22 protein-coding genes are annotated in these 22,066 nt (G+C 72.1%); 4 read left to right on the top strand and 18 right to left on the bottom strand.

Annotated elements, in window-relative coordinates:
* Positions 1-2: 2 nt before the first annotated feature.
* From ispH to hpnC, 6 genes are read right to left on the bottom strand one after another with little or no spacing between them, the layout of a single operon-like run.
* Positions 3-1,469 carry a 4-hydroxy-3-methylbut-2-enyl diphosphate reductase gene (gene ispH / locus AB0K15_RS05800; RefSeq protein ID WP_364045997.1) on the bottom strand — a complete coding sequence of 489 codons (1,467 nt, stop codon included), beginning with the start codon at positions 1,467-1,469 and terminating at the stop codon, positions 3-5.
* On the bottom strand, positions 1,466-3,388 hold the full coding sequence (gene shc / locus AB0K15_RS05795; protein WP_364045995.1) for a squalene--hopene cyclase: 1,923 nt from the start codon (positions 3,386-3,388) through the stop codon (positions 1,466-1,468). Before shc ends, ispH begins: the two co-directional genes overlap by 4 nt.
* A complete protein-coding gene (locus tag AB0K15_RS05790) occupies positions 3,389-4,438 on the bottom strand; it encodes a polyprenyl synthetase family protein (protein ID WP_364045993.1) in 1,050 nt (349 codons plus the stop codon).
* Positions 4,435-5,787 carry a hydroxysqualene dehydroxylase HpnE gene (gene hpnE, locus AB0K15_RS05785; RefSeq protein ID WP_364045991.1) on the bottom strand — a complete coding sequence of 451 codons (1,353 nt, stop codon included), beginning with the start codon at positions 5,785-5,787 and terminating at the stop codon, positions 4,435-4,437. Before hpnE ends, AB0K15_RS05790 begins: the two co-directional genes overlap by 4 nt.
* A complete protein-coding gene (gene hpnD, locus AB0K15_RS05780; RefSeq protein WP_364045989.1) occupies positions 5,784-6,641 on the bottom strand; it encodes a presqualene diphosphate synthase HpnD in 858 nt (285 codons plus the stop codon). Before hpnD ends, hpnE begins: the two co-directional genes overlap by 4 nt.
* Positions 6,638-7,513: a squalene synthase HpnC gene (hpnC, locus tag AB0K15_RS05775; RefSeq protein WP_364045987.1), complete on the bottom strand. Its 876-nt coding sequence runs from the start codon at positions 7,511-7,513 to the stop codon at positions 6,638-6,640. Before hpnC ends, hpnD begins: the two co-directional genes overlap by 4 nt.
* A 199-nt stretch (positions 7,514-7,712) precedes the next feature.
* Between hpnC and AB0K15_RS05770 the strand changes: the two genes are divergently transcribed.
* Positions 7,713-8,864, top strand: a complete 1,152-nt coding sequence (locus tag AB0K15_RS05770) for a helix-turn-helix domain-containing protein (RefSeq protein WP_364045985.1) — start codon at positions 7,713-7,715, stop codon at positions 8,862-8,864.
* Between the two features lie 160 nt (positions 8,865-9,024).
* Here the strand turns inward: AB0K15_RS05770 and AB0K15_RS05765 are convergent, their stop codons facing one another.
* Both AB0K15_RS05765 and AB0K15_RS05760 read right to left on the bottom strand, forming a co-directional pair.
* Entirely contained in the window at positions 9,025-9,786 is a 762-nt protein-coding gene (locus AB0K15_RS05765; RefSeq protein ID WP_364045983.1) for an SDR family NAD(P)-dependent oxidoreductase, read from the bottom strand.
* The gene (locus AB0K15_RS05760; protein WP_364045981.1) at positions 9,786-10,439 is read right to left on the bottom strand and encodes a VC0807 family protein; all 654 of its coding nucleotides are present in this window, start codon (positions 10,437-10,439) and stop codon (positions 9,786-9,788) included. The genes AB0K15_RS05765 and AB0K15_RS05760 overlap by 1 nt, the downstream gene beginning before the upstream one ends.
* Positions 10,440-10,554: 115 nt before the next feature.
* Between AB0K15_RS05760 and AB0K15_RS05755 the strand changes: the two genes are divergently transcribed.
* Positions 10,555-11,523 carry a DMT family transporter gene (locus tag AB0K15_RS05755; protein ID WP_364045979.1) on the top strand — a complete coding sequence of 323 codons (969 nt, stop codon included), beginning with the start codon at positions 10,555-10,557 and terminating at the stop codon, positions 11,521-11,523.
* A gap of 10 nt (positions 11,524-11,533) precedes the next feature.
* Positions 11,534-13,984, top strand: a complete 2,451-nt coding sequence (locus tag AB0K15_RS05750) for a WS/DGAT domain-containing protein (protein WP_364045977.1) — start codon at positions 11,534-11,536, stop codon at positions 13,982-13,984.
* A gap of 3 nt (positions 13,985-13,987) precedes the next feature.
* Here AB0K15_RS05750 and AB0K15_RS05745 read toward each other — a convergent pair whose 3' ends face one another.
* The 4 genes from AB0K15_RS05745 to AB0K15_RS05730 form a co-directional block, all read right to left on the bottom strand.
* Positions 13,988-14,752, bottom strand: a complete 765-nt coding sequence (locus AB0K15_RS05745) for a DUF427 domain-containing protein (RefSeq protein ID WP_364045976.1) — start codon at positions 14,750-14,752, stop codon at positions 13,988-13,990.
* 166 nt (positions 14,753-14,918) lie between these two features.
* The gene (gene msrA / locus AB0K15_RS05740; RefSeq protein WP_364045974.1) at positions 14,919-15,425 is read right to left on the bottom strand and encodes a peptide-methionine (S)-S-oxide reductase MsrA; all 507 of its coding nucleotides are present in this window, start codon (positions 15,423-15,425) and stop codon (positions 14,919-14,921) included.
* A gap of 9 nt (positions 15,426-15,434) precedes the next feature.
* On the bottom strand, positions 15,435-15,908 hold the full coding sequence (gene msrB / locus AB0K15_RS05735; protein ID WP_364045972.1) for a peptide-methionine (R)-S-oxide reductase MsrB: 474 nt from the start codon (positions 15,906-15,908) through the stop codon (positions 15,435-15,437).
* 91 nt (positions 15,909-15,999) lie between these two features.
* Positions 16,000-16,926 carry a LysR family transcriptional regulator gene (locus AB0K15_RS05730; protein ID WP_364045970.1) on the bottom strand — a complete coding sequence of 309 codons (927 nt, stop codon included), beginning with the start codon at positions 16,924-16,926 and terminating at the stop codon, positions 16,000-16,002.
* 109 nt (positions 16,927-17,035) lie between these two features.
* Between AB0K15_RS05730 and AB0K15_RS05725 the strand changes: the two genes are divergently transcribed.
* A complete protein-coding gene (locus AB0K15_RS05725) occupies positions 17,036-18,292 on the top strand; it encodes an MFS transporter (protein ID WP_364045968.1) in 1,257 nt (418 codons plus the stop codon).
* On the opposite strand, the gene AB0K15_RS05720 is transcribed toward AB0K15_RS05725, so the two are convergent.
* From AB0K15_RS05720 to AB0K15_RS05695, 6 genes are all read right to left on the bottom strand, one after another.
* On the bottom strand, positions 18,264-18,683 hold the full coding sequence (locus AB0K15_RS05720) for an ATP-binding protein (RefSeq protein ID WP_364045966.1): 420 nt from the start codon (positions 18,681-18,683) through the stop codon (positions 18,264-18,266). The two genes, AB0K15_RS05725 and AB0K15_RS05720, sit on opposite strands and share 29 nt — an antisense overlap.
* Complete coding sequence (locus AB0K15_RS05715; RefSeq protein ID WP_364045964.1) at positions 18,680-20,245, bottom strand: GAF domain-containing SpoIIE family protein phosphatase; 1,566 nt, start codon at positions 20,243-20,245, stop codon at positions 18,680-18,682. Before AB0K15_RS05715 ends, AB0K15_RS05720 begins: the two co-directional genes overlap by 4 nt.
* Positions 20,242-20,622 carry an STAS domain-containing protein gene (locus tag AB0K15_RS05710; RefSeq protein ID WP_364045962.1) on the bottom strand — a complete coding sequence of 127 codons (381 nt, stop codon included), beginning with the start codon at positions 20,620-20,622 and terminating at the stop codon, positions 20,242-20,244. Before AB0K15_RS05710 ends, AB0K15_RS05715 begins: the two co-directional genes overlap by 4 nt.
* A gap of 102 nt (positions 20,623-20,724) precedes the next feature.
* Complete coding sequence (locus AB0K15_RS05705) at positions 20,725-21,186, bottom strand: hypothetical protein (protein WP_364045960.1); 462 nt, start codon at positions 21,184-21,186, stop codon at positions 20,725-20,727.
* A gap of 221 nt (positions 21,187-21,407) precedes the next feature.
* On the bottom strand, positions 21,408-21,590 hold the full coding sequence (locus tag AB0K15_RS05700; RefSeq protein WP_360595731.1) for a CsbD family protein: 183 nt from the start codon (positions 21,588-21,590) through the stop codon (positions 21,408-21,410).
* Between the two features lie 72 nt (positions 21,591-21,662).
* On the bottom strand, positions 21,663-21,818 hold the full coding sequence (locus AB0K15_RS05695; RefSeq protein WP_326834498.1) for a hypothetical protein: 156 nt from the start codon (positions 21,816-21,818) through the stop codon (positions 21,663-21,665).
* Positions 21,819-22,066: the final 248 nt, after the last annotated feature.

The raw sequence follows: 22,066 nt of genomic DNA, 5'->3' as shown, positions 1-22,066 counted from the left end.
GCTCAGAGCACCTCCCGAGGTAGGGTGAAAGTGATTTCTTCGTCCGTCAGCCGGCTTTCGGCGACGGTGACCGGCCCGAGTCCGCCCAGGCCCGCCACGACCTCGTCCACGAGGTGCGGCGGCGCAGAAGCGCCCGCGGTGAGGCCGATCCGGCCCGCGCCCGCCAGGCGGCGCAGGTCGATGTCCGAAACTCCGTCGACCAGCACGGCCGGCGTGCCCTCGCGCTCCGCGACTTCCACGAGCCGGCGCGAGTTGGACGAGTTGGCCGAACCCACCACCAGCACGAGGTCGACCTCGCGCGCGATCGCCCGCAGCGCCCGCTGCCGGTTGGTGGTGGCGTAGCAGATGTCGTCCTTGCGGGGCGCGGACAACCCGGGGAACCGCTCGCGCAGCACGGTCGCGATCTCCTCGGCCTCGTCGAGCGCCAGCGTGGTCTGCATGGTGTACGCGACCCCGCCGGTGGCGGTCACGGTCCGGGCCGCCGCGACGTCCTCCACCACCACGACCGAACCGGGAGCCTCCCCGACGGTCCCTTCCACTTCTTCGTGCTCGGCGTGCCCGATGAGGAACACCGTGTCGCCGCGCCCGCTGTAGCGGCGCACCTCGTTGTGCACCTTCGTCACGAGCGGGCACGTCGCGTCGATCACCGACAGGCCGCGCTCCGCCGCGTCGCGCCGCACTGCCGGGGTCACGCCGTGCGCGGCGAACACGAGCGTCGCGCCCTCCGGCACTTCCCCGACCTCGTCGACGAACACCGCGCCGCGCTCCTGCAGTTGCCGCACCACGTGGGTGTTGTGCACGATCTGGCGCCGCACGTACACCGGCGCGCCGTGCTTGGCCAGCGCCCGGTCCACGATGTCGATCGCCCGCTCCACGCCGGCGCAGAACGACCGGGGGCTCGCCATCAGCAGCTGCCGCGGCGCGGTCGCCGCTGCCCACGCCGTCAGCGCGGGCACGGCCGCACGGAGGCTGCGCAGCCCGGCCAGGCCGTGGAAAACCGTGCTGGGCCGGGCCAGCGGCGCGCCGACGGTGTCCACTATGGACCGTACGACGGCGAACGGCTGCCCGGGAGCGGCCAGCCGGTGTGACTCCATGTCGACCGCCAGCGCCCCCGAAGAGGCGAGCTCGCCGCGTTCCCGTTCCCCCACCACGTGGTCGACGCCGAGGACCGGTCCGAGGTGAACGGTCAACCCGAGCCGCCGCAACGCGCCGGCCAGCAGCGCGGCGGTCGGCACCGCGACCACCCCGTCGGGCCCGCGCACCTCGTCGGCCACCACCAGATCGCCCGGCCGCACGTGGGAGGCCAGCCCGCCGCCGACCCCGGCGACGAGGCGAGGTCCCTCGGGCAGCCGGGCCGCGGTGGCCGCCGCCCGCCGAGGGCCCAGACCCGTGCGCACCACCGGCAGGCCGGCCGAGCGCAACGCCGCTCGCTCGATCCGCAGCGGCACGCACAGCACGGCCGGTCTCACGAGCCGCTCCGCACGTACCGGCCGAGCGCCGACAGCGGGAACACCACGCGGTAGAGGTGGTAGGACAGGTAGAAGTCGCCGGGGAAGCCGGTGCCGGTGTGGAAGTCCTCGTCCCAGCCGCCGTCTTCGCGCTGCTGCCCGCACAGCCAGGCCACGCCCTCGGTCGTCGCGGCCGAGTCCCGCTCGCCGGCGGCGAGCAGCGCGAGCAGCGACCACGCGGTCTGCGACGGCGTCGACTCGCCGCGGCCCGACCACTTCCCCGGGTCGTCGTAGGAGCGCAGGTCCTCGCCCCAGCCGCCGTCGGGGTTCTGGTGCTCGGTCAGGTACCGCACGGCGCGGCGGATCCGGATGTCGGACGCGGGCACGCCGGCGAGGACCAGCGCGGGCACGACCGCGCCCGTGCCGTAGACGTAGTTCGCACCCCACCGGCCGAACCACGAACCGTCGGCTTCCTGGTTGTCCAGCAGCCACTTCACGCCGCGGCGGCACTCGATCGTGTCCGCCTTGCCCTCGGCCGCCAGCATCTCCACGACGTGCGCGGTGACGTCGGCCGACGGCGGGTCGATCACGGCGCCGAAGTCACAGAACGGCAGCTTCGTCGCGAGCACCTGCGTGTTGTCCGCGTCGAACGCGCCCCAGCCGCCGTCGCTGGACTGCATGCCCTCGAGCCACTTCACGCTGCGGTCGATCGCCCCGCGGATGCGCAGGTGGTCGGGCCGGCCCATGCGCCGCAGCGCCAGCACGACCTCGGCGGTGTCGTCGGTGTCGGGGTAGCCGTCGTTGGCGAACTCGAACGCGAACCCGCCCGGCGCCACCGTCGGGCGGCGGACCATCCAGTCGCCCGGCACGGTGATCTCCTCGCCCAGCATCCACTCCGTCGCGCGCACCAAGGTTTCGTCGCCGGGGGAGACGCCGGCGTCGAGCAGCGCGGTCATCGCGAGCGCGGTGTCCCACACCGGCGACTGGCACGCTTCGAGCCGGCGCACCCAGCCCTGCTCGGTCTCCTCGCGGATGGTGAAGCCTTCGAGCCCTTCGAGACCGGCCTTGAGCGCGGGGTGGTCGAGCGGGTAGCCGAGCAGGTGCAGCGCGAGGATCGAATACACCCACGGCGGCTGGATGCCGCCCCACGAACCGTCGGACTCCTGACGCGCGAGGATCCACTCGGCGGCCTGGCGCATCGCGACCTTGCGCACCGGGTTGAACGGCAGTTTCGCGTACGTGTGCAGTGCGGTGTCGAGGTTCTGGAACACCCCGTCCCACGTCCACGGCGCCGCGGACTTCTTCGGGCTCTTGCCGACGCGCAGCTCGGCGACGTCGAAGGGCAGCCGCCGCTGCGGCCGCAGCGTGCCGACGATCGTGAGCGGCACGATGGTCTGGCGCGCCCAGCACGCGAAGTCGTAGACGTTGAGCGGAAACCACGACGGGAGGAAGATCAGCTCCGGTGGGAGGTTCGGCAGCTCGTCCCACGACCACTGGCCGAACATCGCGAGCCAGATCCGCGTGAACACGCGGGTGCTTTCCAGGCCGCCGTTCGCGCGGATCCAGCCGGCCGCCTCGACCAGCCACGGCGCGTCGGCCGGGTCACCCGCCAGCCGCAGGGCGACCCACGCCTCCACCGTGGTCGACAGGTCCGCCGGGCCGCCGGGGAAGGTGGCCCAGGTACCGTCGTCGCGCTGCTGCGAACGGATCCACCGCGCCGACTCGGTCTTCTGCTGCTCGGTGAGGATGCCGAGGAACTGGCGCAGCAGCAGGTCTTCGGCGTCCATCGTGACGTTGGTAGCGAGCTCGCCCTTCCACCAGCCCGACGGGTCCTGCTCGCCGCGCAGGAACCCGACGGCGGCGGTGAGGGTTTCTTCCGGAGTACGCGAGCGTTCACGCGGGGTGTCCGAAGTGGACGTCCCGGGGACGGTCTGCGTCATTCACGCCTCCCTGTGCACGATGAAGCGGGCGATTCCGATGAGCTCTTCGCGCGGCCCGGCGGGGATCGCCGACAGCGCGCGCTCGGCCGTCTCGACGCGGCGCGCGGCCTCGGTCGTGGCCCACTCGCGGCCGCCGGCCGACTCCACGAGCTCGGCGACGCGCGCCAGCTCGGCCTCGTCGGCCGCGCTGCCGGTTTCCTCTCCCGCGAGCCACTGCGCGAGCTCGCGGCCTTTCGCGCCGCCGTGGGTGATCGCGTAGGTGACGGGCAGCGACTTCTTGCGCGCCCGCAGGTCGGAGTACACGGGCTTGCCGGTCACGGCGGCGTCGCCCCAGATGCCGAGGACGTCGTCCACGAGCTGGAACGCGAGCCCCACTTCTTCGCCGAACACCGCGAGGGCGTCGACGGTCTCGGCGGGCGCGCCGGCGAGCACGGCGCCGATCGCGGCGCTGCAGGACAGCAGCGCGCCGGTCTTGCCGCCGGCCATGGTGACGCACTCGGGCAGTGTCACGTCGTCGCGCTGTTCGAACTGGACGTCGAGCACCTGGCCGTGAATGAGCCGGCGGGTGGTCTCCGACAGCAGCCGTGCGGCGGGGATCGCGTGCGGGGAACCGCTGTCCAGCAGCACTTCCTGGGCGAGCGCGAGCATCGCGTCGCCGGTGAGGATGGCGGCAGGCGCGCCCCACAGCGCCCACACGGTGGCGCGGTGGCGGCGTTCGGTGTCGCCGTCCATGAGGTCGTCGTGAACGAGTGAGAAGTTGTGCACCAGTTCGACCGCGACGGCTCCGGGCACCCCGGTCCCGGCGGGCGCGCCGGCGGCCAGTGCCGAGAGCACGGCGAGCGCGGGCCGCACGGCCTTGCCGCCGTTGCCGCTCACCGGCGTGCCGTCGGCGTCGGTCCAGCCGAGGTGGTACGCGCTGATGGCGCGGCTGGTCTCGTCCAGCCGGTCGACGGCCTCGCGCAGCGCCGGCTGCACGGCGTCACGGGTGCGGCCGAGTGTTCCCGGCACGGCAGGGGCCGCCTCGGCGGCGGATCGCATGGTGGCGGTCATGCTCCGACTCCCTCCTTCTCCTCGTGCACGTTCTTCTCGAGGAGGGTGGTCGCCGCGGCCGCACCGCTGCGGGCAGCGCCCTCCATCGTCGCGGGCCAGCCGGTGGCGGTCCACGCCCCGGCCAGGTAGAGCCCGGCCGCGGACGTCTCCGCGCCCGGGCGCAGCGACGCCGTGCCCGGGCCGGGCCGGAACGTCGCGTGCCGTTCCCGGGTCACGAAGAAATCCAGCACCTGCGCGTCGCGGGCTTCGGGCAGCAGCCCGGTGAGCTCCGGCAGCAGGCGCTCGCGCAACGTCGCGGTCGGCAGGTCGATCAGGTCGTCGGCGGCCGACAGCGACATCGCCAGGTACTGCCCCGACTCGAGGCGCGACTGGCGCGTGCGGTCGAAGACCCACTGCACCGGCGTGCGCACGCCGGCGACGAACGGCTCGTCCAGCACGCGCCGGTCGAGCACCACGTGGACGTTCACGATCGGCGAGCTGCCCAGCCCGCCCGACCAGCCGGGCGGCAGCCGGATCGCCCCGGGCGGCGCGAGTTTCTCCGTGACGGGCGGGGGAGCGGCGAGCACGACCTGGCCGAACGTGGCCTCGCCGTCGTCGGTGCGCACGCGCCAGCCGCCGGCCGTCTCTTCGATGCCGCGCACCTTCGTGCCGGTCCGCACGTCGGCACCGGCCGTGGTCAGCGCGTCGAGCGCCGCGTCGCCGTGCAGCTCGCGCAACGGCACGAGCGACCAGCCGATGTCGGCCGCGGCCGGATCGGTGAGCAGGCCCTCCTGGAACACCGTGGCAGCAAGGGAAAGCGACGCTTCGTCGGCCGTCGCGTTGAGCGTCGCGACGCCCACGAGGTCCCACAGCGCCTCGATTGCCGCCGCGCTCTGCCCGTGGCGGCGCAGCCATTCGCCGAACGACTGCCGATCCGTGCGGTCGTCGGTCGGGTCCACGCGGCGCAACGCCAGTGCTGCCAACGCGAAGCGCGCGCGGTCGAGCGGGCGCAGCGGGTCGTAACGCAGCAGGGAAGCGGCCAGGTGCAGCGGCGCGGGCAGGTCGCCGCGGCGCAGCCACGTCGACTCCGTCGAGCCCGGCGTGCGGATCGGGATCTCCAGGCGCGGCTGCAGCATCACGCGGTCGGCGACGCCGAGGCGGTCCAGCAGCGCGAGGTAGGCGGTGCAGCAGCGGAGAAACACGTGCTGGCCGTTGTCCACGTGCAGCTCGCCGCGCGTGAACGAGTGCGTGAGCCCGCCCAGGTGCGGCCGGGCCTCGAACAGCGTCACCGGGCGCCCGGCGTCGGCGCAGCGCAGCGCGGTGGCGATGCCCGCGAGCCCGCCGCCGACGACCGCGACCTCGGAGGTCATCGGCCGATCCCCGTGAGCGCCCGAACCGCGACCACCGCCTTTTCCCGGCCGGACAAGGAAAGCCGGCGGTCGAACACCAGCGAGGGCTGCTCGTCGATGCGGTCGAGCAGCGTGCGGTAGATCCCGGACATCGCCGTGCAGCACGCGGCGCTGCGGCGGTCGAGCGAGGGCACGAGTTTCAGACCGCGGGCGTACCAGTCGCGGGCGCGCGCGGCGCTGAAGTGGACCAGCGCGGTCAGCCCGCCGCCGTCGTCGGCCAGCCGGCCGTCCTCGCCGACCTTGAGCTCCACCCCGAACCTGTCGAGGTCCTCTTTGGGCAGGTACACACGCCCGTTGAGGAGGTCTTCGCGGATGTCGCGCAAAATGTTGGTCTGCTGCAACGCGATCCCGAGCTCGTCGGCATACGTCGGCGCCTCGGGTTCGGGCTTGCTGCCGAACACGCCGAGGCACAGCCGCCCGACCGAACCGGCGACGCAGCGGCAGTACTCCACGAGGTCCTCGAACCGCACGTACTCGCGGCCGGTCACGTCCATCTCCACGCCGTCGAGCAGCTCCTCGAACGCGCCGAGCGGGATCGGGTAGCGCCGGGCCGCGTCGGCGACCGCGACGTACACCGGGTCGGTGCTCGCGGACAGGTCGCCGAGCGACTTGCGGATGTCGGCCAGGCCCTGCAGCTTCGCCTCGGGTGCGAGGTCGCCGTCGCCGATGTCGTCGACGATGCGGGCCAGCGCGTAGACCGCGCACAGCGCCGAGCGCTTGTCGGGCGGCAGCAGCCGGATCCCGTAGTAGAAGTTGCGCGCCTGCTCCTTGGTGACCAGCGCGCAGTGCTCGTACGCCTCTTCGACCGTGCTCATCCCGACCGCCTCCCCGTTTTGGGCTCACCCACCTGCAGCCACACCAGCCACGCCAGCACATCCGCCTTGCCCGGCTTGGCCTGCGTGGCGAGCACGTCTCCGTTCGTCTTCCTCAGCGCGTCGACGGTCGCCAGTCCGCCGGCCACGAACCCGCTCACGGCCAGCCGGCCCCAGCCGGGCAAGAGCCCGACCAGACCAGCGCCGCTGCCCAGAAGGGCCGCGGCGCGGTCGATCTCGAAACGCATCAGCTCTCTCAGCCGGCGAGACGCCCCCGCCGCACCGAGCTCGTCCTCGCTGACCCCGTAGGCCGCGAGATCCTCCTGCGGCAGGTAGATCCGGCCGTTGCCGTGGTCCTCGGCCACGTCCTGCCAGTGCTCCAGCAGCTGCAGCGCGGTGCACACGCGGTCCGAGAGCTCCTCGGCCTCGGGGTCGTGCACGTCGAACAGCCGCAGCACGATCCGGCCCACCGGGTCGGCCGAGAGGCGGCAGTACGCGCGCAGGTCCTCGTAGGTCGCGTACCGCGTCACGTGCTGGTCCTGCAAGTTGGCCTCGACCAGCCGGCGGAACGGTTCGAGCTCCACCCGCCCCGCGCGCATCGCCGGCACCAGGCCGCGGATCACGGGATCGGTGGGTTCGGCGCCGTCGAAGGCGGCCGAGAGCTCGTCGCCGAACGCTTTCAGCAGCGCGATGCGGTCACCCTCGGCCTCGTCGCCGAGGTCGTCGATCGTGCGCGCGACGGCGTAGACGGCCTGCAGATCCGACCGCAGCCGCCGGGGCAGCACTCGGAGCGCGACCGGGAAGTTCTCCGCGTCGCGCTTTTCCCGCAGACCGTCCGTGTCCGCTGCGTGACCGCCAGGTGAAGTCGATCTCATCGAACACAGTCTGACTCGCACTTATGGGCGGCTTCTGCAACCGGAAGAAGAATTTTGCTGGCTTCGACTTGGCACGAGCGGACAAAGTGGGGTCAGGATAAGGCGGACCGACCCCGTAGACCTGCTACCTGCTACGGAAGGACAAGCTGCGGACATGGGATCAGACCAGGTAACCCGTCTGGGTGAGCTGGAAACTGTCGTGACCAGGCGACTTCCGGCCATTCTGAACGAGGTTCGTGATCAGCTCGTCGAGCAGCACCCCGACTACGCTGCGTTCCTGACCGAAGAGCTGGCGGAGATCGTGACGGCCAGCGCCGGGTTCGTGCGCCGGCTCATCAACCTCGCCGAAGAACCGGACGAGGACCTGCCCGAGCTCGGCTCGGGCGTCGAGCAAGTGGTGTTCGAGGAGATCGGGCGGACGCAGTACCGCCAGGGCCGGCGCGTGACGAGCCTGCTCTCGGCCTACCGGGTGGGCGCGCGCGTCGCGTGGCGCCACGTGTCGGAGGCCGCGCTCGACCTCGAGGTGCCCGCGGAGCTGTTCGCCTCGCTCGCCACCACGGTGTTCGCGCTGGTGGACCAGCTGTCGGAGTCTTCGCTCAAGGGTTACCTGCAGGAGCAGTCCGACGCGGTGCGCATGCGCGAGCGGCTGCGCGACGAGCTGACCGAGCTGCTGCTCTCCGACCGCGCCGACGGAGCGGCGGTGCAGGCCGCGGCGCTGCGGGCGGAGTGGCGGCTGCCGCGTTCGGCCGCGGTGGTGCTGGTGGAGGACGAGAACCAGCTGGGCCGCGAGCTCGTGGCGCGGCTCGACGACACCTGCCTGCGGCTGCGCCGGCCGGGCCAGCTCGTGACGATCGTGCCGGACCCGGGTGGTCCGGGCCGGCGCGCGTGGCTGGCCCGGGCGCTGCGCGGCGGTGGCGCCGTGGTCGGCGCGACCGTGCCCGTCGACCGGCTGCCCGCGAGCCTGCGCATCGCCGAGGTGACGGCCCGGCTGCGCCGCGACCGCCTGCTGTCCGACGACCCCGTGTTCGCCGACGAGCACCTCGACGCGATCATCGTGCACCGCGACGACCGGCTGCTGGAGGTCCTGCGCAAGCGGTCGCTGGCCCCGCTGGACGATCTCAACGACTCCTCGCGCGAGCGCCTGCAGACCACGCTCCGCTCGTGGCTGCTGCACCTCGGCGACCGCAAGGCCGTGGCCGAGGACCTGCACATCCATCCGCAGACGGTGTCCTACCGGCTCGGCCGCCTGCACGAGCTGTTCGGGCCCGCGCTCGACGACCCGGAGGCCCGGGCGACGTTGCTGCTGGCCCTGGCCTGGGGACCACCGGGAGGCCGGCCGGATCCGGAATGACGTGCCCCGTGCCACACGGCGCGCGCGGAATAAGGGTTGCCCTCAGAATGGTTAGCAGGGCTAAGTTTATTGACGCCGATGCCAGACTACGGGCAGGGAGACGCTTGGTCGCATGACTCGGTGTGAGGGAGGTTCCGTGCTCGGTCAGCGCGGAGAGCGGTCAGCTTTCGGCGCCGAACCGCGTCGCGAGCGCGCGGTACGCGCCGGGCACCGCGCCCCGCAGCGCGACCGGCACGCGCAGCCAGCGGGGCACGTAGTAATCGCCCGGCCGGCGCGTCGCGCGCACGACCGCGGCGGCCACGCGCTGGGCGGACACCGGCCGTGGGGTCGTGCGGGTGTAGGGCCGGCCGCGCCGCTCGAAGAACGCGGTGCGCACCACGCCGGGCACGACCACGCCGACGTCCACCCCGGTGCCGTGCAGCTCGAAGCGGAGGCTGTCGGCGAACGCGTCGAGGCCGGACTTGGTGGCCGCGTACACGGCTTCGCCCGCGACGCCGGTGCGCCCGGCGATCGACGTCACGAACACGATCCGGCCGTGGCCTCGCGCCAGCATGCCGGGCAGCAGCGCGCGGGTGAGCTCGAGCGGCGCCGTGAGGTTCACCGTGACCAGCCGCGTGAGGAGCTCGAGGGAGAGCTCGGGAAGGGGCCCGGCCCAGCCGAGGCCCGCGTTGTTCACGAGCGTGTCGACGCGGCCGGTGACGGCCAGCGCGCGCTCGGCGAGCTTGCCCGCGGCTTCAGGGTCCGCGAGATCGGCTTCGAGGGCGGTGCCGCCGGTTTCCGCGGCGAGCGCGGTCAGGCGCGCGCGATCACGGCCGTGCAGCAGGACGTGGGTGCCGGCCGCGGCGAGCAGCCGCGCGGTGGCCTCGCCGATTCCCGAGGAAGCGCCGGTGACGAGCGCCGTGCCGCCGCGGGGAGCGGGCATCAGACGGCGGTGAGCGCGGGCTTGCGCGAGGCCATCCGCAGCACGATGCCCTCCGAGCGCAAGGAGCGCCGGAACCACAGCAGCGAGCCGACGATCGCCAGCGCGACCAGGCTGTACGAGCCCGCGGTGCTGACCATGAGGAAGTTGCCGACGGTCGCCTTCGCGAGCATCACCAGCGTCACGGAACCGTTCACGGCGAACACCAGCGCCCACAGCACCGACACGCGCTGGAAGAAGCGCCGCATGCCGGGGTGGCCAGACAGCGTGTCCGGGAACGAGCAGAAGTCACCGGCCAGCCGCGCGAGCAACGGTTTGTTGAACGGCGCGGACACGAGGAACAGGCTGGCGATAACGAAGTTCTGTAGGGTCGGCTGCAGGAAATACAGGAACGCACTGCCGGTGGCCAGGCCCAATGCGGTCCTGGCGATCAGCAGCGCGGAGGTGAGCCACAGGACCGCGGGGACGGGCTTGCGCATCACCACGCGCGTCACGATGACGACGACCGACCAGCACAGCGCCGCGATGACCCCACTGTCGAAGCTGACCAGAGTCAGGAGGAGGTAGAAGAGACCGGCAGGCACGAGCGTGGACTCCAGCAGATGCCGACCCCCGCCCACGACCAGGTTGCGGAACGAGGGGAGGTCGATCGTCATGTGGTGTCGCATGCGGTTCAAGTACCTCCGGTGCGGGGTGACCATCCCCCCACGGCCCACGAATTTTTCAACAGCATAGGCACGGCGGATGGGAATGGTGTGAGGTGAGTATTCCATGAGTGTCACGGGGGTGTCGCTTTTCGTGGCCGTCCCTGCCGCGGTGCTGGGCGCGGCGTGCATGGGAATCGCCAGCGCCGCCCAGGCAAAGGCGGCCAAAGAGGTCGAGCCGGCGAACCCGCTCGATCTCACGTTGTTCAGGCGCCTCGTCGGGCGACCATTGTGGCTCATCGGCATCGTGGCGACCGTACTGGGGCTCGTCCTGCAGCTCGTCGCGCTCGCGTTCGGACCGTTGCTGCTGGTCCAGCCTCTGCTCATCACTTCGTTGATCTTCGCCGGGTTCGTGTTCGCGCGGCTCGAGCGAAGAGGCCCCGACCGGGTGATGAGCGCCGGCTCGGCGTTGTGCGTGGCCGGGCTCGCGGTGTTCCTGCTGATCGCCCGTCCCAGCGGCAACGGCGACGTGCTCGTCACCGGGACGTCGCTGCTCCCGCTCGGCATCGCGCTGGCCACCGTGACCATCGCGGGTCTCGCGCTCGCCGCGCTGAGCCACAACGGGTCCGGGCGCGTGCTCGGGCTCGCCGTGGCCACGGGCGTGCTCTACGGCCTGACGGCCGGCCTGATGAAGGTCGTCGCCGGGCAGTTCCGCCACGGCCTGGACGAACCGTTCAAGCACTGGACGCTCTACATCGTCTGCGTGGTGGGCCCGCTCGGGTTCCTGCTCAGCCAGAACACCTTCCAGCAGGGCCGCTACCTCACGCCGGCGCTGGCCGTGATCACGGCGCTCGACCCGCTCGTGGGGGTCGCGATCGGGTTGTCCTGGATGGGGGAGACGGCCAACGGCACGCCGTGGGGGCTCGCGGGCGAGGCGTTCGCCGGTGCCGTGATCGTGGTCGGTATCGCGATGCTCTCGACGCGCGCGGCTCACCTGGACGTGGCCGCGATCGAGGAAGAACACGAACACGCCGAGGCCGAGCACGCCGGGTCGGACTCCGACGACGGGTACGGTCTGGCCGGATCCACCTGTTAGGAAACAGCTGGTGACCGCCGCTCGCGGCACCTCTGGCGAAGGGGGCGCGTTGGAGCGCGTGCTGATCGTCTCGGCGAACATGGGGGAAGGGCACAACGCCACCGGACGGGCGCTGGAGGGCGCCGTGCGGGAGCGCTGGCCCGCCGCCGAGGTGAAGTGGCTCGACGCCCTCGACCAGCTGGGGCCGGGGTTCGGGGGACTGTTCCGCCGCATCTACGTGGCCAACGTCGAGACCACCCCGTGGCTGTACGAGTTCTTCTACGACGCCATCTGGCGCCTCGCGTGGTTCGCCGCGGCCTCGAAGCGCTTCACCGCGTCCTGGTGCGGGCGGCGGCTCGCGAAACCGGTGGCGGACTTCGCACCGGACCTCGTTCTGTCCACCTATCCGATGGGCACCGCCGGGCTGGCGTGGCTGCGCCGGCGCGGGAAGCTGAAGGCGCCGATCGGCGCGTGGGTGTCGGACTTCGCGCCGCACCCGTTCTGGGTCTACGGGTCGGCCGACCTCACGATGGTGATGCACGAAGTCGCCGTGGGCCTGGCGCGCCGCTGCGCGCCCTCGGCCGTGGTGGGGGTGTCGGCGCCGCCGGTGCGCGCCGAGTTCCGGCCCGGTGACCGCGCGGGCGCGCGGCAGCGGCTGGGGTTGCCGCCGGAAGCGTTCGTGGCGCTGGTTTCGTGCGGCTCGCTCGGGTTCGGCGACGTCGAGGGCACGGTGCGGGAGCTGCTCGCGGCCGGGCCCGAGGTGGTGCCCGTGGCGATCTGCGGCCGCAACGAAGCTCTGCAACGCCGCCTCGAACGGCTCGACGAGCCGCGCCTGCGGGTCGTCGGCTGGACCGACCGGATGGCCGACTACACGATCGCCTCGGACGTCGTGGTGACCAACGCCGGTGGCGCGACCGGTCTGGAGGCCCTGGCGTGCGGGCGGCCCGTGCTCATGCACCGGCCGATCGCCGCGCACGGCAAGGCCAACGCCCGGCTGATGGCCGAGGCCGGTCTCGCGCTCGTGACCGAGCAGGACGGTGAGCTCACCGGCTCCGTCCGCACGCTGCTCGCCGAGCCGGAGCGGCTCAAGGCGATGGCGGAAGCGGCCACCCGCCACTGCGATTCGGCCACGTCGCTCACGGCGGCGCTCGAGTCGCTCGTGGACTCGCCGCTCAACCCGGCACCGCAGCGGCTGCGGCCCGAAGACGCGTTGTTCCTGCACGTCGCGACCCCGCAGGTGCCGCAACAGGTCGGCGCGGTGCTGATGCTCGACCCGAAGGCCGACGGCTCCCGCCCCACGCACGCGGACGCCGTCCACCTGCTGTCGGCGACGCCCGGCCTGCGCGCACGGCTGCTGCCGGGCGGTGGCCTGTGGCGGGCGAAGTGGCAGGAGGATCCGGCGCGCACCGCTGACGGCATTCTCGGCGACGTCGAGCTGCCGGCCGGCAGCGAGCTCGAATCCTCGCTCACCGCCCAGATGGACGACTTCTTCTCCGAGCCCGTCTCCCCGGAGCACCCGGTGCGTGCGCGGCTCGTGACCGGCATCGAGGGCGAGCAGGGCGCGTTGCTCATCGCGCTGCACCACGCGGCGAGCGACGGCATCGCGGTGATCGGCGCCCTCGTCGGGCAGGCCCGCGGCAAACCGCCGCTGGACCCGCCGCCGGCGCCGGTGCGCCGCGGCCGGCTGCGCGGGGCGGCCGACCGCGTCTCGGCCGCGGCGCGGAAACGCCCTGGGCGCCGGAAGGAAGCCGAAGAGCTGGCCCGCGGCGTCTGGGCGCTCGCGCGGGCGGGCACGGCGCCGCGCGTGCCGTGGGAGGCCGGGATCCCGGGGCCGCGGCGGCATTACGCGCGTGCGCACCTGTCGGCACCGCAGGTGCGGGCGGTCGCGCGCAAGGTCGGCGTGCCGACCACCGACTTCGTGCTCGCGCTCGTCGCGGAGGCCGTGCACCGGGAGCTGGGCGCGGCCGCGCCGGAGCGGGTGCGGGTGCTGATCCCGATGTCCATTCGCGACACCGGGACGTTCCGCCAGCTGGGCAACCACACGGGGGCCGCGAGTGTCGACCTGCCGACCGGGGCGATGTCGCTGCCCGAACGCGTGCGGGCGACGCGGGAGCTGCTGGCCGAGCAGGTGACCCGGGGCGCGCCCCGCGCGGGCAACGCCGTGGTGCGGGTGATCGGGATCCTGCCGCCGTGGCTGCACCGGCGCGTGGCGCGGCTGGTCTACCGCGGCACCTGGTTCAGCATGATCGCCTCGGTGCTGCCGGGCGCGCGTTCCCCGGTGGTGCTCAACGGTTCCCTCGTGCGCACCGTTTACCCCGTGCTGTCGCTGGCGCCGGACGTGCCGGTGGCGGTGGGCGTGATGACGTGGGCCGACCGGTTCACCGTGTGCGTGACGGTGCCCGCCGGCCACGCCGCGCGAGGCGACCGGCTGGCGGGCACCGTGATCTCGGCGTTCGCCCGGCTGCAGTCCGAAGTGGACTGACCTTCAGGAGAAGTGCGTGGTCGGCCGCGGGATCTCCCGGCCGTCGACGAAGAGGTCGACCTTCTCGTTGTAGAAGCAGATCAGGTTGGAGATCGCGCTGAGCGAGCGCGTCGGGAAGTCGTAGGACCAGGCCAGGTCCTGGTGCAGCACGTCGCCGGTGCGCACGGACCAGTAGCCGGTGGTGGTGCCCTTGTACGGGCACTCGGTGACGGTGCTCGTGGGCACGAGGTGGGAGAAGTCCACCTCGGTGCGGTTGAGGTAGTACCGCGTCGGCAGGCCGGTCTCGAACAGCAGCACCGGGGACGACGACTCCGCGAGCGTCCGGCCTTCCAGTGCCACGCGCACGTGCCGGGTGGAGCGGAGGGCGTCGACGCGCGTGTACGGGTTGCGCGGGTGGACGAACACCTGCTCGTCCTCTTCGAACCACGCGTCGAGGGCGGTCCACTCGAACCGGACGTGGTCCGCGAGGCCGGCGCCGGCGTCCGCACCATAGAGGCGCGCGGCGGCGGTCTTCACCTCGTCGCCTGCCTTGAGGGTCTGCCGGCGCGCGGTGCCGCGCTTGAGCCGCTGCCGGTGGTTCTCGTCCACGAGCACGCCGGGAGTCACGTCGGCGACCGGGATGTAGTACTGCGGGTAGTACGGCCACTCCCACACGTACAGCGCGCGGGTGGTGTCGAGCACCGTCTCGCCGCCGAGCACGGCGCGGATCCGCCGGGGCACGGGCTCGACGTGGTCGATCTGGGTGATCGCGTCCGGGTAGTCGCGCATCGGGATCTCCTCGGTTCGGCCGGGCCGTGGTCCGTTGTGACATCCCCGGCGGCGCTGGAACGAAGGCGCTGAAAAAGGGCGCCGAAGAAAATGCGCTGAAAAGGGCGGTTGCAAAAGGCGCTGAAAAACGCGCGGCGCGCGGACGTGGGTCCGCGCGCCGTCGTGATCAGGCCGTCGCCCGCTTGGGCAGCTTCCACCCGGGGCGGGGGAAGTGGCAGGTGTAGCCGTTCGGGTACTTCTGGAGGTAGTCCTGGTGCTCGGGCTCGGCCTCCCAGAAGTCGCCGGCGGGGGTGACCTCGGTGACGACCTTGCCGGGCCAGAGGCCGGAGGCCTCGACGTCGGCGATGGTGTCTTCGGCGACCTTCTTCTGCTCGTCGTTCGTGAAGTAGATCGCGGAGCGGTAGCTCATCCCGATGTCGTTGCCCTGGCGGTTCTTCGTCGTGGGGTCGTGGACCTGGAAGAAGAACTCGAGCAGGTTCCGGAAGTCGGTCGTGGCCGGGTCGTAGAGGACCTCGATGGCCTCGGCGTGGGTGCCGTGGTTGCGGTAGGTGGCGTTGGGTGTGTCGCCGCCGCTGTAGCCGACGCGCGTGGACACGACGCCGGGCTGGTGGCGGAACAGCTCCTCCATGCCCCAGAAACATCCGCCGGCGAGGATCGCCTTTTCGGTCGTCACGTCGTCTCCTTACTTGTCGGTGTTGTCGGTGTTGTCGGTGAAGAGGGCACGGAACTCTCCATACCCCTCTTTGTCCAGGTCGTCGAGGTGGATGAACTTCAACGACGCGGAGTTGATGCAGTAGCGCAGGCCGCCCTGGTCGACCGGGCCGTCGTCGAAGACGTGGCCGAGGTGGCTGTCACCGTGCAGCGAACGGACCTCCGCCCGGATCATGCCGTGGCTGAAGTCGTTGCGCTCGACGACGTTGGTCTTCTGGATCGGCCTGGTGAAGCTCGGCCAGCCGGAGTGGCTGTCGTACTTGTCCACGGAGGCGAACAGCGGCTCGCCGGACACGACGTCCACGTAGATGCCGGGCTCGTGGTTGTCCCAGTATTCGTTCGCGAACGCCCGCTCGGTCCCGTCCTGCTGGGTCACGCGGTACTGCTCCGGGGTCAGCCGGGACACGGCTTCCGGGTTCTTGTTGTACTGCGTCTGCTGGGACACAGCTCTCCCTTCGCGGCCTTTCGGCTCGGGCTGGGGAACCAGGTGAAACGCACCTGGACGTGTAGCTGTAAAGACACCGTACGGGCACTTTCTATTCCCTCGGACGGCCGATTGCGCGGCCGTCCGACTTCTGTAAGAAATCGGTCTCCACCAGCAGGTCGAGCAGGGTCCGCAGAGCCCGTCCGGGGGCCTTTTCACCGTGGCTCACCACGGAGAGGGGCCACGTGAGCCCGGCGTCGTCCAGTGGCACCACGGCGGTGCCGGGAGCGGTCAGCGGCACGAGGTCGGGGACCACGGCGACGCCCAGCCCGGCGGCGACGTACAGGGGCGTCACGCGGAGGTCGGCGACCTCCACCGGGACCCGGCGCGCGACACCGAGCGCCTCGCAGGCGCGGTCGATGGCGATCCGGTTGCCGAAGCCGCGCGGCGCGTCCACGAACCGCTCGCCGGTGAGGTCCCGCAACGAGATCGACGTGCGGCCGGCGAGCGGGTGCGCGGCCGGGAGCACGGCGAAGTAGGGGACCGTGACGATCGTGCGCACGGTCAGGCCCGGCAGTTCGCTCTCGGGCAGGCCGAGCAGCGCGACGTCGAGCCGGCCGTGGCGCACGTCCTCGGCCAGGCCGGTCGAGCCCGTGACCGACACCGTGAGGTGCAGGTCGACCAGGGGGTGCCGGTCGTGGAACGCGCCGAGCAGCGCGGGCAGGTCGAGGGCGCCGACGCTGGTGAGCGTGCCCACCCGCAGGCTCCCGCGCACGCCGGCCGAGGCTTCCTGCACCACCTCGCGGGCGCGCTCCACCGCGTCGAGTGCGGCCTTCGCCTCCGGCAGGAACAACGCGCCGGCGGCCGACAGCGCGACCCGCCGGGTGGAGCGGTCGAACAACGTCGTGCCCAGCTCGGTCTCCAGCGTGCGGATCGTGGCGGACACGGTGGACTGGACGGCGAACAACCGCTGGGCCGCGCGCGTGAAGCTGAGCTCCTCGGCCACGGCGACGAAGTACTCGAGCTGACGGGTCTCCACCAGCTGAATTATCGCATTGCACGATAACTGTCGCCAGGACTTTTCGTTGGACGGAATGAGTTGCCGAGGGGATGGTTGAAGGCACAAGGATCTTCCGGGGAAGGCAGCCATGCTCCACACCGTTTCGCCCGTCACAGCCCGCACAATCCGCACCGTCCGTCCGAGGCTCACCCATGACTGGGGCTTCCGCGTGATCGCCCTCGCGTTCGCCGCGTCGCTCGCGTTCTCGACCGTGCCGACGCCGCTGTACGCGATTTATCAGCGCCAGGACGGGTTCCCGGCGTTCGTGGTCACCTTCGTCTTCGTCGCCTACGCCGTGGGCGTGATGGCAAGCCTCTACCTCGCGGGTCACGTGAGCGACTGGCTGGGCCGGCGTCGCGTCATCGTTTTCGCCACACTCGCCGAGGCGCTCGCGGCCGCGCTCTTCCTGTCGTCACCGGAGGTGCCGGTGCTGCTGCTGGCCCGGCTGATCAGCGGCGCCGGCATCGGCGCGCTCACCGCCACCGCCACCGCGCACCTGTCGGAGCTGCGCGCCGTCGCGCGGCCCGGTGAACACGCCGGCCGCGCCGGGCTGATCGCGAGCGTGGTGAACCTCGGTGGGCTCGGCCTCGGCCCGATCGTCGGCGGGTTCTTCGCGAAGTACGCGACGAGCCCGCTCACCACGCCGTTCGCCGTGTTCCTGGTGGTGCTGCTCGTGGCCGCGATCGCCGTGGTGCTGGTGCCGGAGACCGTCGAGCCGTGGGACGAGCCGCCGGCGTACCGGCCGCAGCGGCTTTCGCTGCCGGTCGATGCGAAGCCGAGGTTCTTCGGCGCGGCCATCGCGGTGTTCGCCTCGTTCGCGATCACCGGCCTGTTCACGGCTCTGGCGCCGACGTTGCTCGCCCAGGGCCTGCACCGAACCGGCCACCTGCTCGCCGGGGTCGCGGCGGCGTCCCTGCTGGTCGCCGCGGCGCTCGGGCAGATCGTCTTCGCGCGGCTCACGGTCGCACGCCAGCTGCGGCTCGGCTTCGCGCTGATGGCCGTGGGACTCGTGGTGCTGCCGGTCGCGGCCCTGCTGCCTTCGCTGTGGCTGTTCTTCGCCGGCAGCCTGCTCGCGGGCACGGGCATGGGGCTCGGCTTCCGCGCGTCGGTGACCACCGTGGCCACGCTGGCCGGTCCGCGCTCGCGCGGCCAGGTGCTGGCGGCGCTGTTCCTCTCGGCCTACGCGGGCCTCGTCGTGCCGGTGCTCGCCGTCGGGCTGGCGCTGGTGTGGGTGTCGAGCCCGATGGCGCTGCTGGGCTTCTCCGCGGCCGAGCTCCTGCTGCTCGCGTGGTCGGCCAACCGCATCCTGCGGCCCGCTACCCGGCCGGTTCGAGCTGCCAGCTGAGCGTCACCGTGGTGCCGTCCGGGCGTTGCACGCACTCGCTTTCGTGCGCGAGGCCCTGCATCAGCGGCAGGCCACGGCCGCGCAGGCCGTTGGTCGGGCGGGGCGGCAGCCAGCGGCCGTAGTCGGTGACGACCACGGTGACGGTGCCGTCCACGCAGGTCGCGAGGACGTCGAGCACGCCGGGTTCCCGGCCCTCGTAGGCGTGTTCGGCGGAGTTGGCCATGGCCTCGTAGCTCGCCATCACCACGTCCTCCTGCTGCGTGGTGCTCATGCCGAGCCCCTCGACCCAGCCGGCGAGGGCGCGGCGCAGGCCGATCAGCGGCTCCGGCGCGGCCGCGACGCGGCGGCGGAACTCCGGTGTGGTGCGATCCTCGGTCGCGCGCCCGGTCACGCCGCACCTCCGTCGCGGCGGCGCACGTGGATCAGGGCGATGTCGTCGTCGTGGCTGCCGCCGGTGAGGTCGTGGATCAGGCGGTCCCACGCGGTTTCCGCGTCGGGTCCGGCGCGCAGCCCGCCGAGCGCGGCGAGCAGCCCGGCGATGCCGACGGTGAGGTCTCGGGTGCGGCTCTCGACGAGACCGTCGGTGTAGAGCACGAGGTCGGTCTCCGGCGGGAAAGCCACCTTTTCCTGCGGGAACTCGGTGCCGACGCCGAGTGGCTGGGCCAGCGCCTCGCCGATCTGCTCGGGCGTGCCGTCGGCGTGGACGAGCACGGCGGGCAGATGCCCGGCGTTCGCGTACGTCAGCGAGTGGTCCGCGGGATCGTGCACGGCGTAGAAACAGGTCACGAAGCTCGGCTCGGCGAACCGGCCGGTGAGCTGCGAGACGTTGCGCAGCACTTCCGAGGGCGGCAGCTCCAGCAGCGCGTACGAGCGGATCGCGGTGCGGACCTGGCCCATCACGGTGGCCGCGGTGACGCCGTGGCCGACCACGTCGCCGATCACGAACGCGGTGGCGCCCGAGCCGAGGCGGAGTACGTCGAACCAGTCGCCGCCCACCTTGCTGCCGGTGGCGGCGGGCAGGTACCGCGTGACGAGGTCCAGGCCCGGGATCAGCGGTGCGGCCGGCACCATGCTGCGGGAGAGCTCCGCGGCGAGGGTGCGCTCGCGTTCGAAGAGGCGGGCGTTGTCCAGCGCGATGGCGGCGTAGCCCGCGATGCCTTCGGCGAGGTACTCGTGGCGCTCGGTGAACCGGTCCGTTTCCGGGTGGCCGAAGAAGAACCCGCCGAGCACCTCGCCGCTGGTGGGGCTGACGACCGACACGGCGAGGTAGCTGCGCACGGGCAGGTGGCCTTCGGGCATGCCGCGGTAGGGCGCGTTGTGGCCGAAGCGCGGGTCGGTCGTGATGTCCGGGCTGCGGACGGTGCCGGTGCCGTCGAAGGTCGGGCCGAACACGGCGGTGTTGCGGGGCATGGGGAAGCGGGAGAACGCTTCGCGCGGCACGCCGGAGAGGGTGTAGAGCGTGTACGACTCGCCGAACTGGTCGATCAGGTTGTAGAAGAACGCGCCGAAGGCCGCGCCCGTCGCGCCGGTGGCGGCGTCGGTCGCTTCCTGGACCACGACGTCGAGATCGAGCTGCGCGGTGAGCCTGCGGCCGATGGAGTGCAGGGCGTCGACGACGCCGGCCTCGGCGCGCAGCCGGCTGACGGTGCCGGTGAGCTCGGCCGTCGCGGCGTCGACCCCGGCCGCGGTCGGCGCGAGGCGGGCGCCTTCGGGAGCGTCGGTGTGCAGCAGCACGGTGGCGTCCTCGTCGGCGACGACCACGGCGCCGGTCACGCGTTGAGCCGGGACGAGCTGGGCTACCGTCGCGGCGTCGGGGACCACAACCCGGCCGCGGCCCCGGAAGTCCGCGGCGTCGAGCCGGCGGACCCGTACGGCGACGGGCCGGCCCTCGGCGTCGACGAACGCCTTGCGCACGGCCTCGGCCACGGGCCCGAGGCCGTCGGCGGTCGTCATGCGCCCTCCAGCGCGGCGGGCAGGGACGGGAACACGGCGAGCTCGTCGGTCAGGCGGGTCAGCTCCAGCGGCCGCAGCGTGAGCCGGCTGCTCGCGACCACGCGCACGTCGGCGGGTTCGGCCTGCCGGTGGGCCCACACGAGCACCGCCATCCCCGCCGACGCCAGGAAGTCGACGGCGCTGAGGTCGATCACGAGCACCGGCGCCCCCGTGCGCGCGGCGCGGTCGACGAGCCGGCGCAGCTTGGGGGCGAGCGCGAGGTCGAGGGCGCCGCTCACGGCCAGCACCGCGGCGCCGTCGCTCTCACTCAGCGCGACGGCGCCGCCGGCGGTCTCCACCCGGCCCGCGTCGTCGGCGGGGGCACCGGACTCAGCCATGCGCAAATCATGCCAAGCCCGCGTCCGTCGCGCCCGGCCGTACCCCGTTCGGTGCAATGCCGGGCCTTCTCGGGGCCGCCGACCGGTTCGGTGACCGAATGATCAGGCGTCGTTCAGCGCCCGCGCGAAGGCGGTGTGCACGCGCAGGTACTGGCGCAACGGAAGGGCTTCGCCGGGTGTGGTGGACGCCAGCCGGCGGGTGGCCCACGTGTTCCACGTGAGGTGCGCTTGGGCGACCGACAGCCGTGCGGCCGCGGCGACCTCGGCGGGGCTTTCCCCGGCGAGGACGGCTTCGTGCATGAGAACGGGGCTGCTGCGCCGGATCCAGTCCTGCAGCGAAGCCATGGCCGCGAGGCGGTGCAGCTGCGAGCCGCCTTCGCGGGTGTCGGAGCCCGGGTCCGGGGCGGTCGTGTGCACGCCGGTGAGGTCCGGCGCGGTGGCGCCCGGCGCGCCGGTGTCCGGTGCGGGGGCGGCCGGAGCCGGTGCCGCACGCGGGAATTCGGGGCGTCCGGCGAGTTTCGCGGGCGCCGTTTCGGTGATCTCGGGGGTGAGTGAGGTCGTCATGGCGATTCTCCCAGGTCGGGCGGTCAGCCACACCGCGATCGTGGCCGCGCCGGTCGGGACGGGCGGCGTCCCACGGCTACCCTCTCACCCTTTGGTTCAATCCACGGTTCGGTGAGACCGTGATCTCACTCGTTCGGGCGCGATTTCCGTTGGGGCGCCTGGCATCCCGGGACGCACGAGCGCCGCCGGGCGATACCCGGCGGCGCTCGTTCACCCGCGTGTCAGTCCTTGTTCTTCAGCCCGTCGACGGCGTCCTTCACCTTCTCGCCGGCTTGCTTCAGCGCGCCCTTGGCCTGATCCGCCTTGCCTTCGGCCTGCCACTGCTCGTTTCCGGTGGCGTTTCCGAGTGCTTCTTTGGCGCGGCCTTTCAATTCATCGGCCTTGTTCTGCATTTTGTCGCTCACGACCGCTCCTTTCGCACAGGCGGGGGTTACCCGTTTTTCGGCGGTTCAAACCAGTGGCTCGGTATCAGCGGCTCAGTACCAGTGCGCGCGGCCGCCGACCTTGCGGCCGGTTCCGCCCAGGATGGCCAGGACCGCGCCGATGACCAGCAGGACGATGCCGATCGTCCAAAGGATCGAGATGCCGGTGATGAAACCGACGACGAGCAGGATGACTCCGAGCACGATCATGGATTCTCCAGCTGTTCAGTAATGGGGACCGATGGATGCTGAGTACCCGGCCGAGCGATCCCGCAAACACTTTCGTGTCCGGTCCGGTGTGGACGTACCAGTGGTCTGATCCGGTGGCTGAATCACCGGAACCGGTTCCGGGGGTTTCATTCGGTCACCGAAGGAATGTGCGCACAGGTGGGCGAAACCGCGGTTTTGTACCGCCTTTGCCGGGGCCGACCAGGATGTGAAACCGCTTTGCCGCCGGG

The organism is Amycolatopsis sp. NPDC049253, assembly GCF_040678995.1.
Taxonomy (GTDB): Bacteria; Actinomycetota; Actinomycetes; order Mycobacteriales; family Pseudonocardiaceae; genus Amycolatopsis.
Note: the sequence above shows the minus strand (reverse complement) of the source record. Positions and strands in the feature narration are given on the sequence as shown.

Excerpts from the sequence above, each read along its gene's own strand:
- AB0K15_RS05765 (WP_364045983.1), bottom strand. The coding sequence starts at position 9,786 with ATGCCCGCTCCCCGCGGCGGCACGGCGCTCGTCACCGGCGCTTCCTCG.
- AB0K15_RS05705 (WP_364045960.1), bottom strand. The coding sequence starts at position 21,186 with ATGACGACCTCACTCACCCCCGAGATCACCGAAACGGCGCCCGCGAAA.
- AB0K15_RS05695 (WP_326834498.1), bottom strand. The coding sequence starts at position 21,818 with ATGATCGTGCTCGGAGTCATCCTGCTCGTCGTCGGTTTCATCACCGGC.
- hpnE (WP_364045991.1), bottom strand. The coding sequence starts at position 5,787 with ATGACCTCCGAGGTCGCGGTCGTCGGCGGCGGGCTCGCGGGCATCGCC.
- AB0K15_RS05725 (WP_364045968.1), top strand. The coding sequence starts at position 17,036 with ATGCTCCACACCGTTTCGCCCGTCACAGCCCGCACAATCCGCACCGTC.
- AB0K15_RS05710 (WP_364045962.1), bottom strand. The coding sequence starts at position 20,622 with ATGGCTGAGTCCGGTGCCCCCGCCGACGACGCGGGCCGGGTGGAGACC.
- AB0K15_RS05715 (WP_364045964.1), bottom strand. The coding sequence starts at position 20,245 with ATGACGACCGCCGACGGCCTCGGGCCCGTGGCCGAGGCCGTGCGCAAG.
- AB0K15_RS05790 (WP_364045993.1), bottom strand. The coding sequence starts at position 4,438 with ATGACCGCCACCATGCGATCCGCCGCCGAGGCGGCCCCTGCCGTGCCG.
- hpnC (WP_364045987.1), bottom strand. The coding sequence starts at position 7,513 with ATGAGATCGACTTCACCTGGCGGTCACGCAGCGGACACGGACGGTCTG.
- shc (WP_364045995.1), bottom strand. The coding sequence starts at position 3,388 with ATGACGCAGACCGTCCCCGGGACGTCCACTTCGGACACCCCGCGTGAA.
- AB0K15_RS05760 (WP_364045981.1), bottom strand. The coding sequence starts at position 10,439 with ATGACGATCGACCTCCCCTCGTTCCGCAACCTGGTCGTGGGCGGGGGT.
- hpnD (WP_364045989.1), bottom strand. The coding sequence starts at position 6,641 with ATGAGCACGGTCGAAGAGGCGTACGAGCACTGCGCGCTGGTCACCAAG.
- AB0K15_RS05745 (WP_364045976.1), bottom strand. The coding sequence starts at position 14,752 with ATGCGCGACTACCCGGACGCGATCACCCAGATCGACCACGTCGAGCCC.
- AB0K15_RS05755 (WP_364045979.1), top strand. The coding sequence starts at position 10,555 with ATGAGTGTCACGGGGGTGTCGCTTTTCGTGGCCGTCCCTGCCGCGGTG.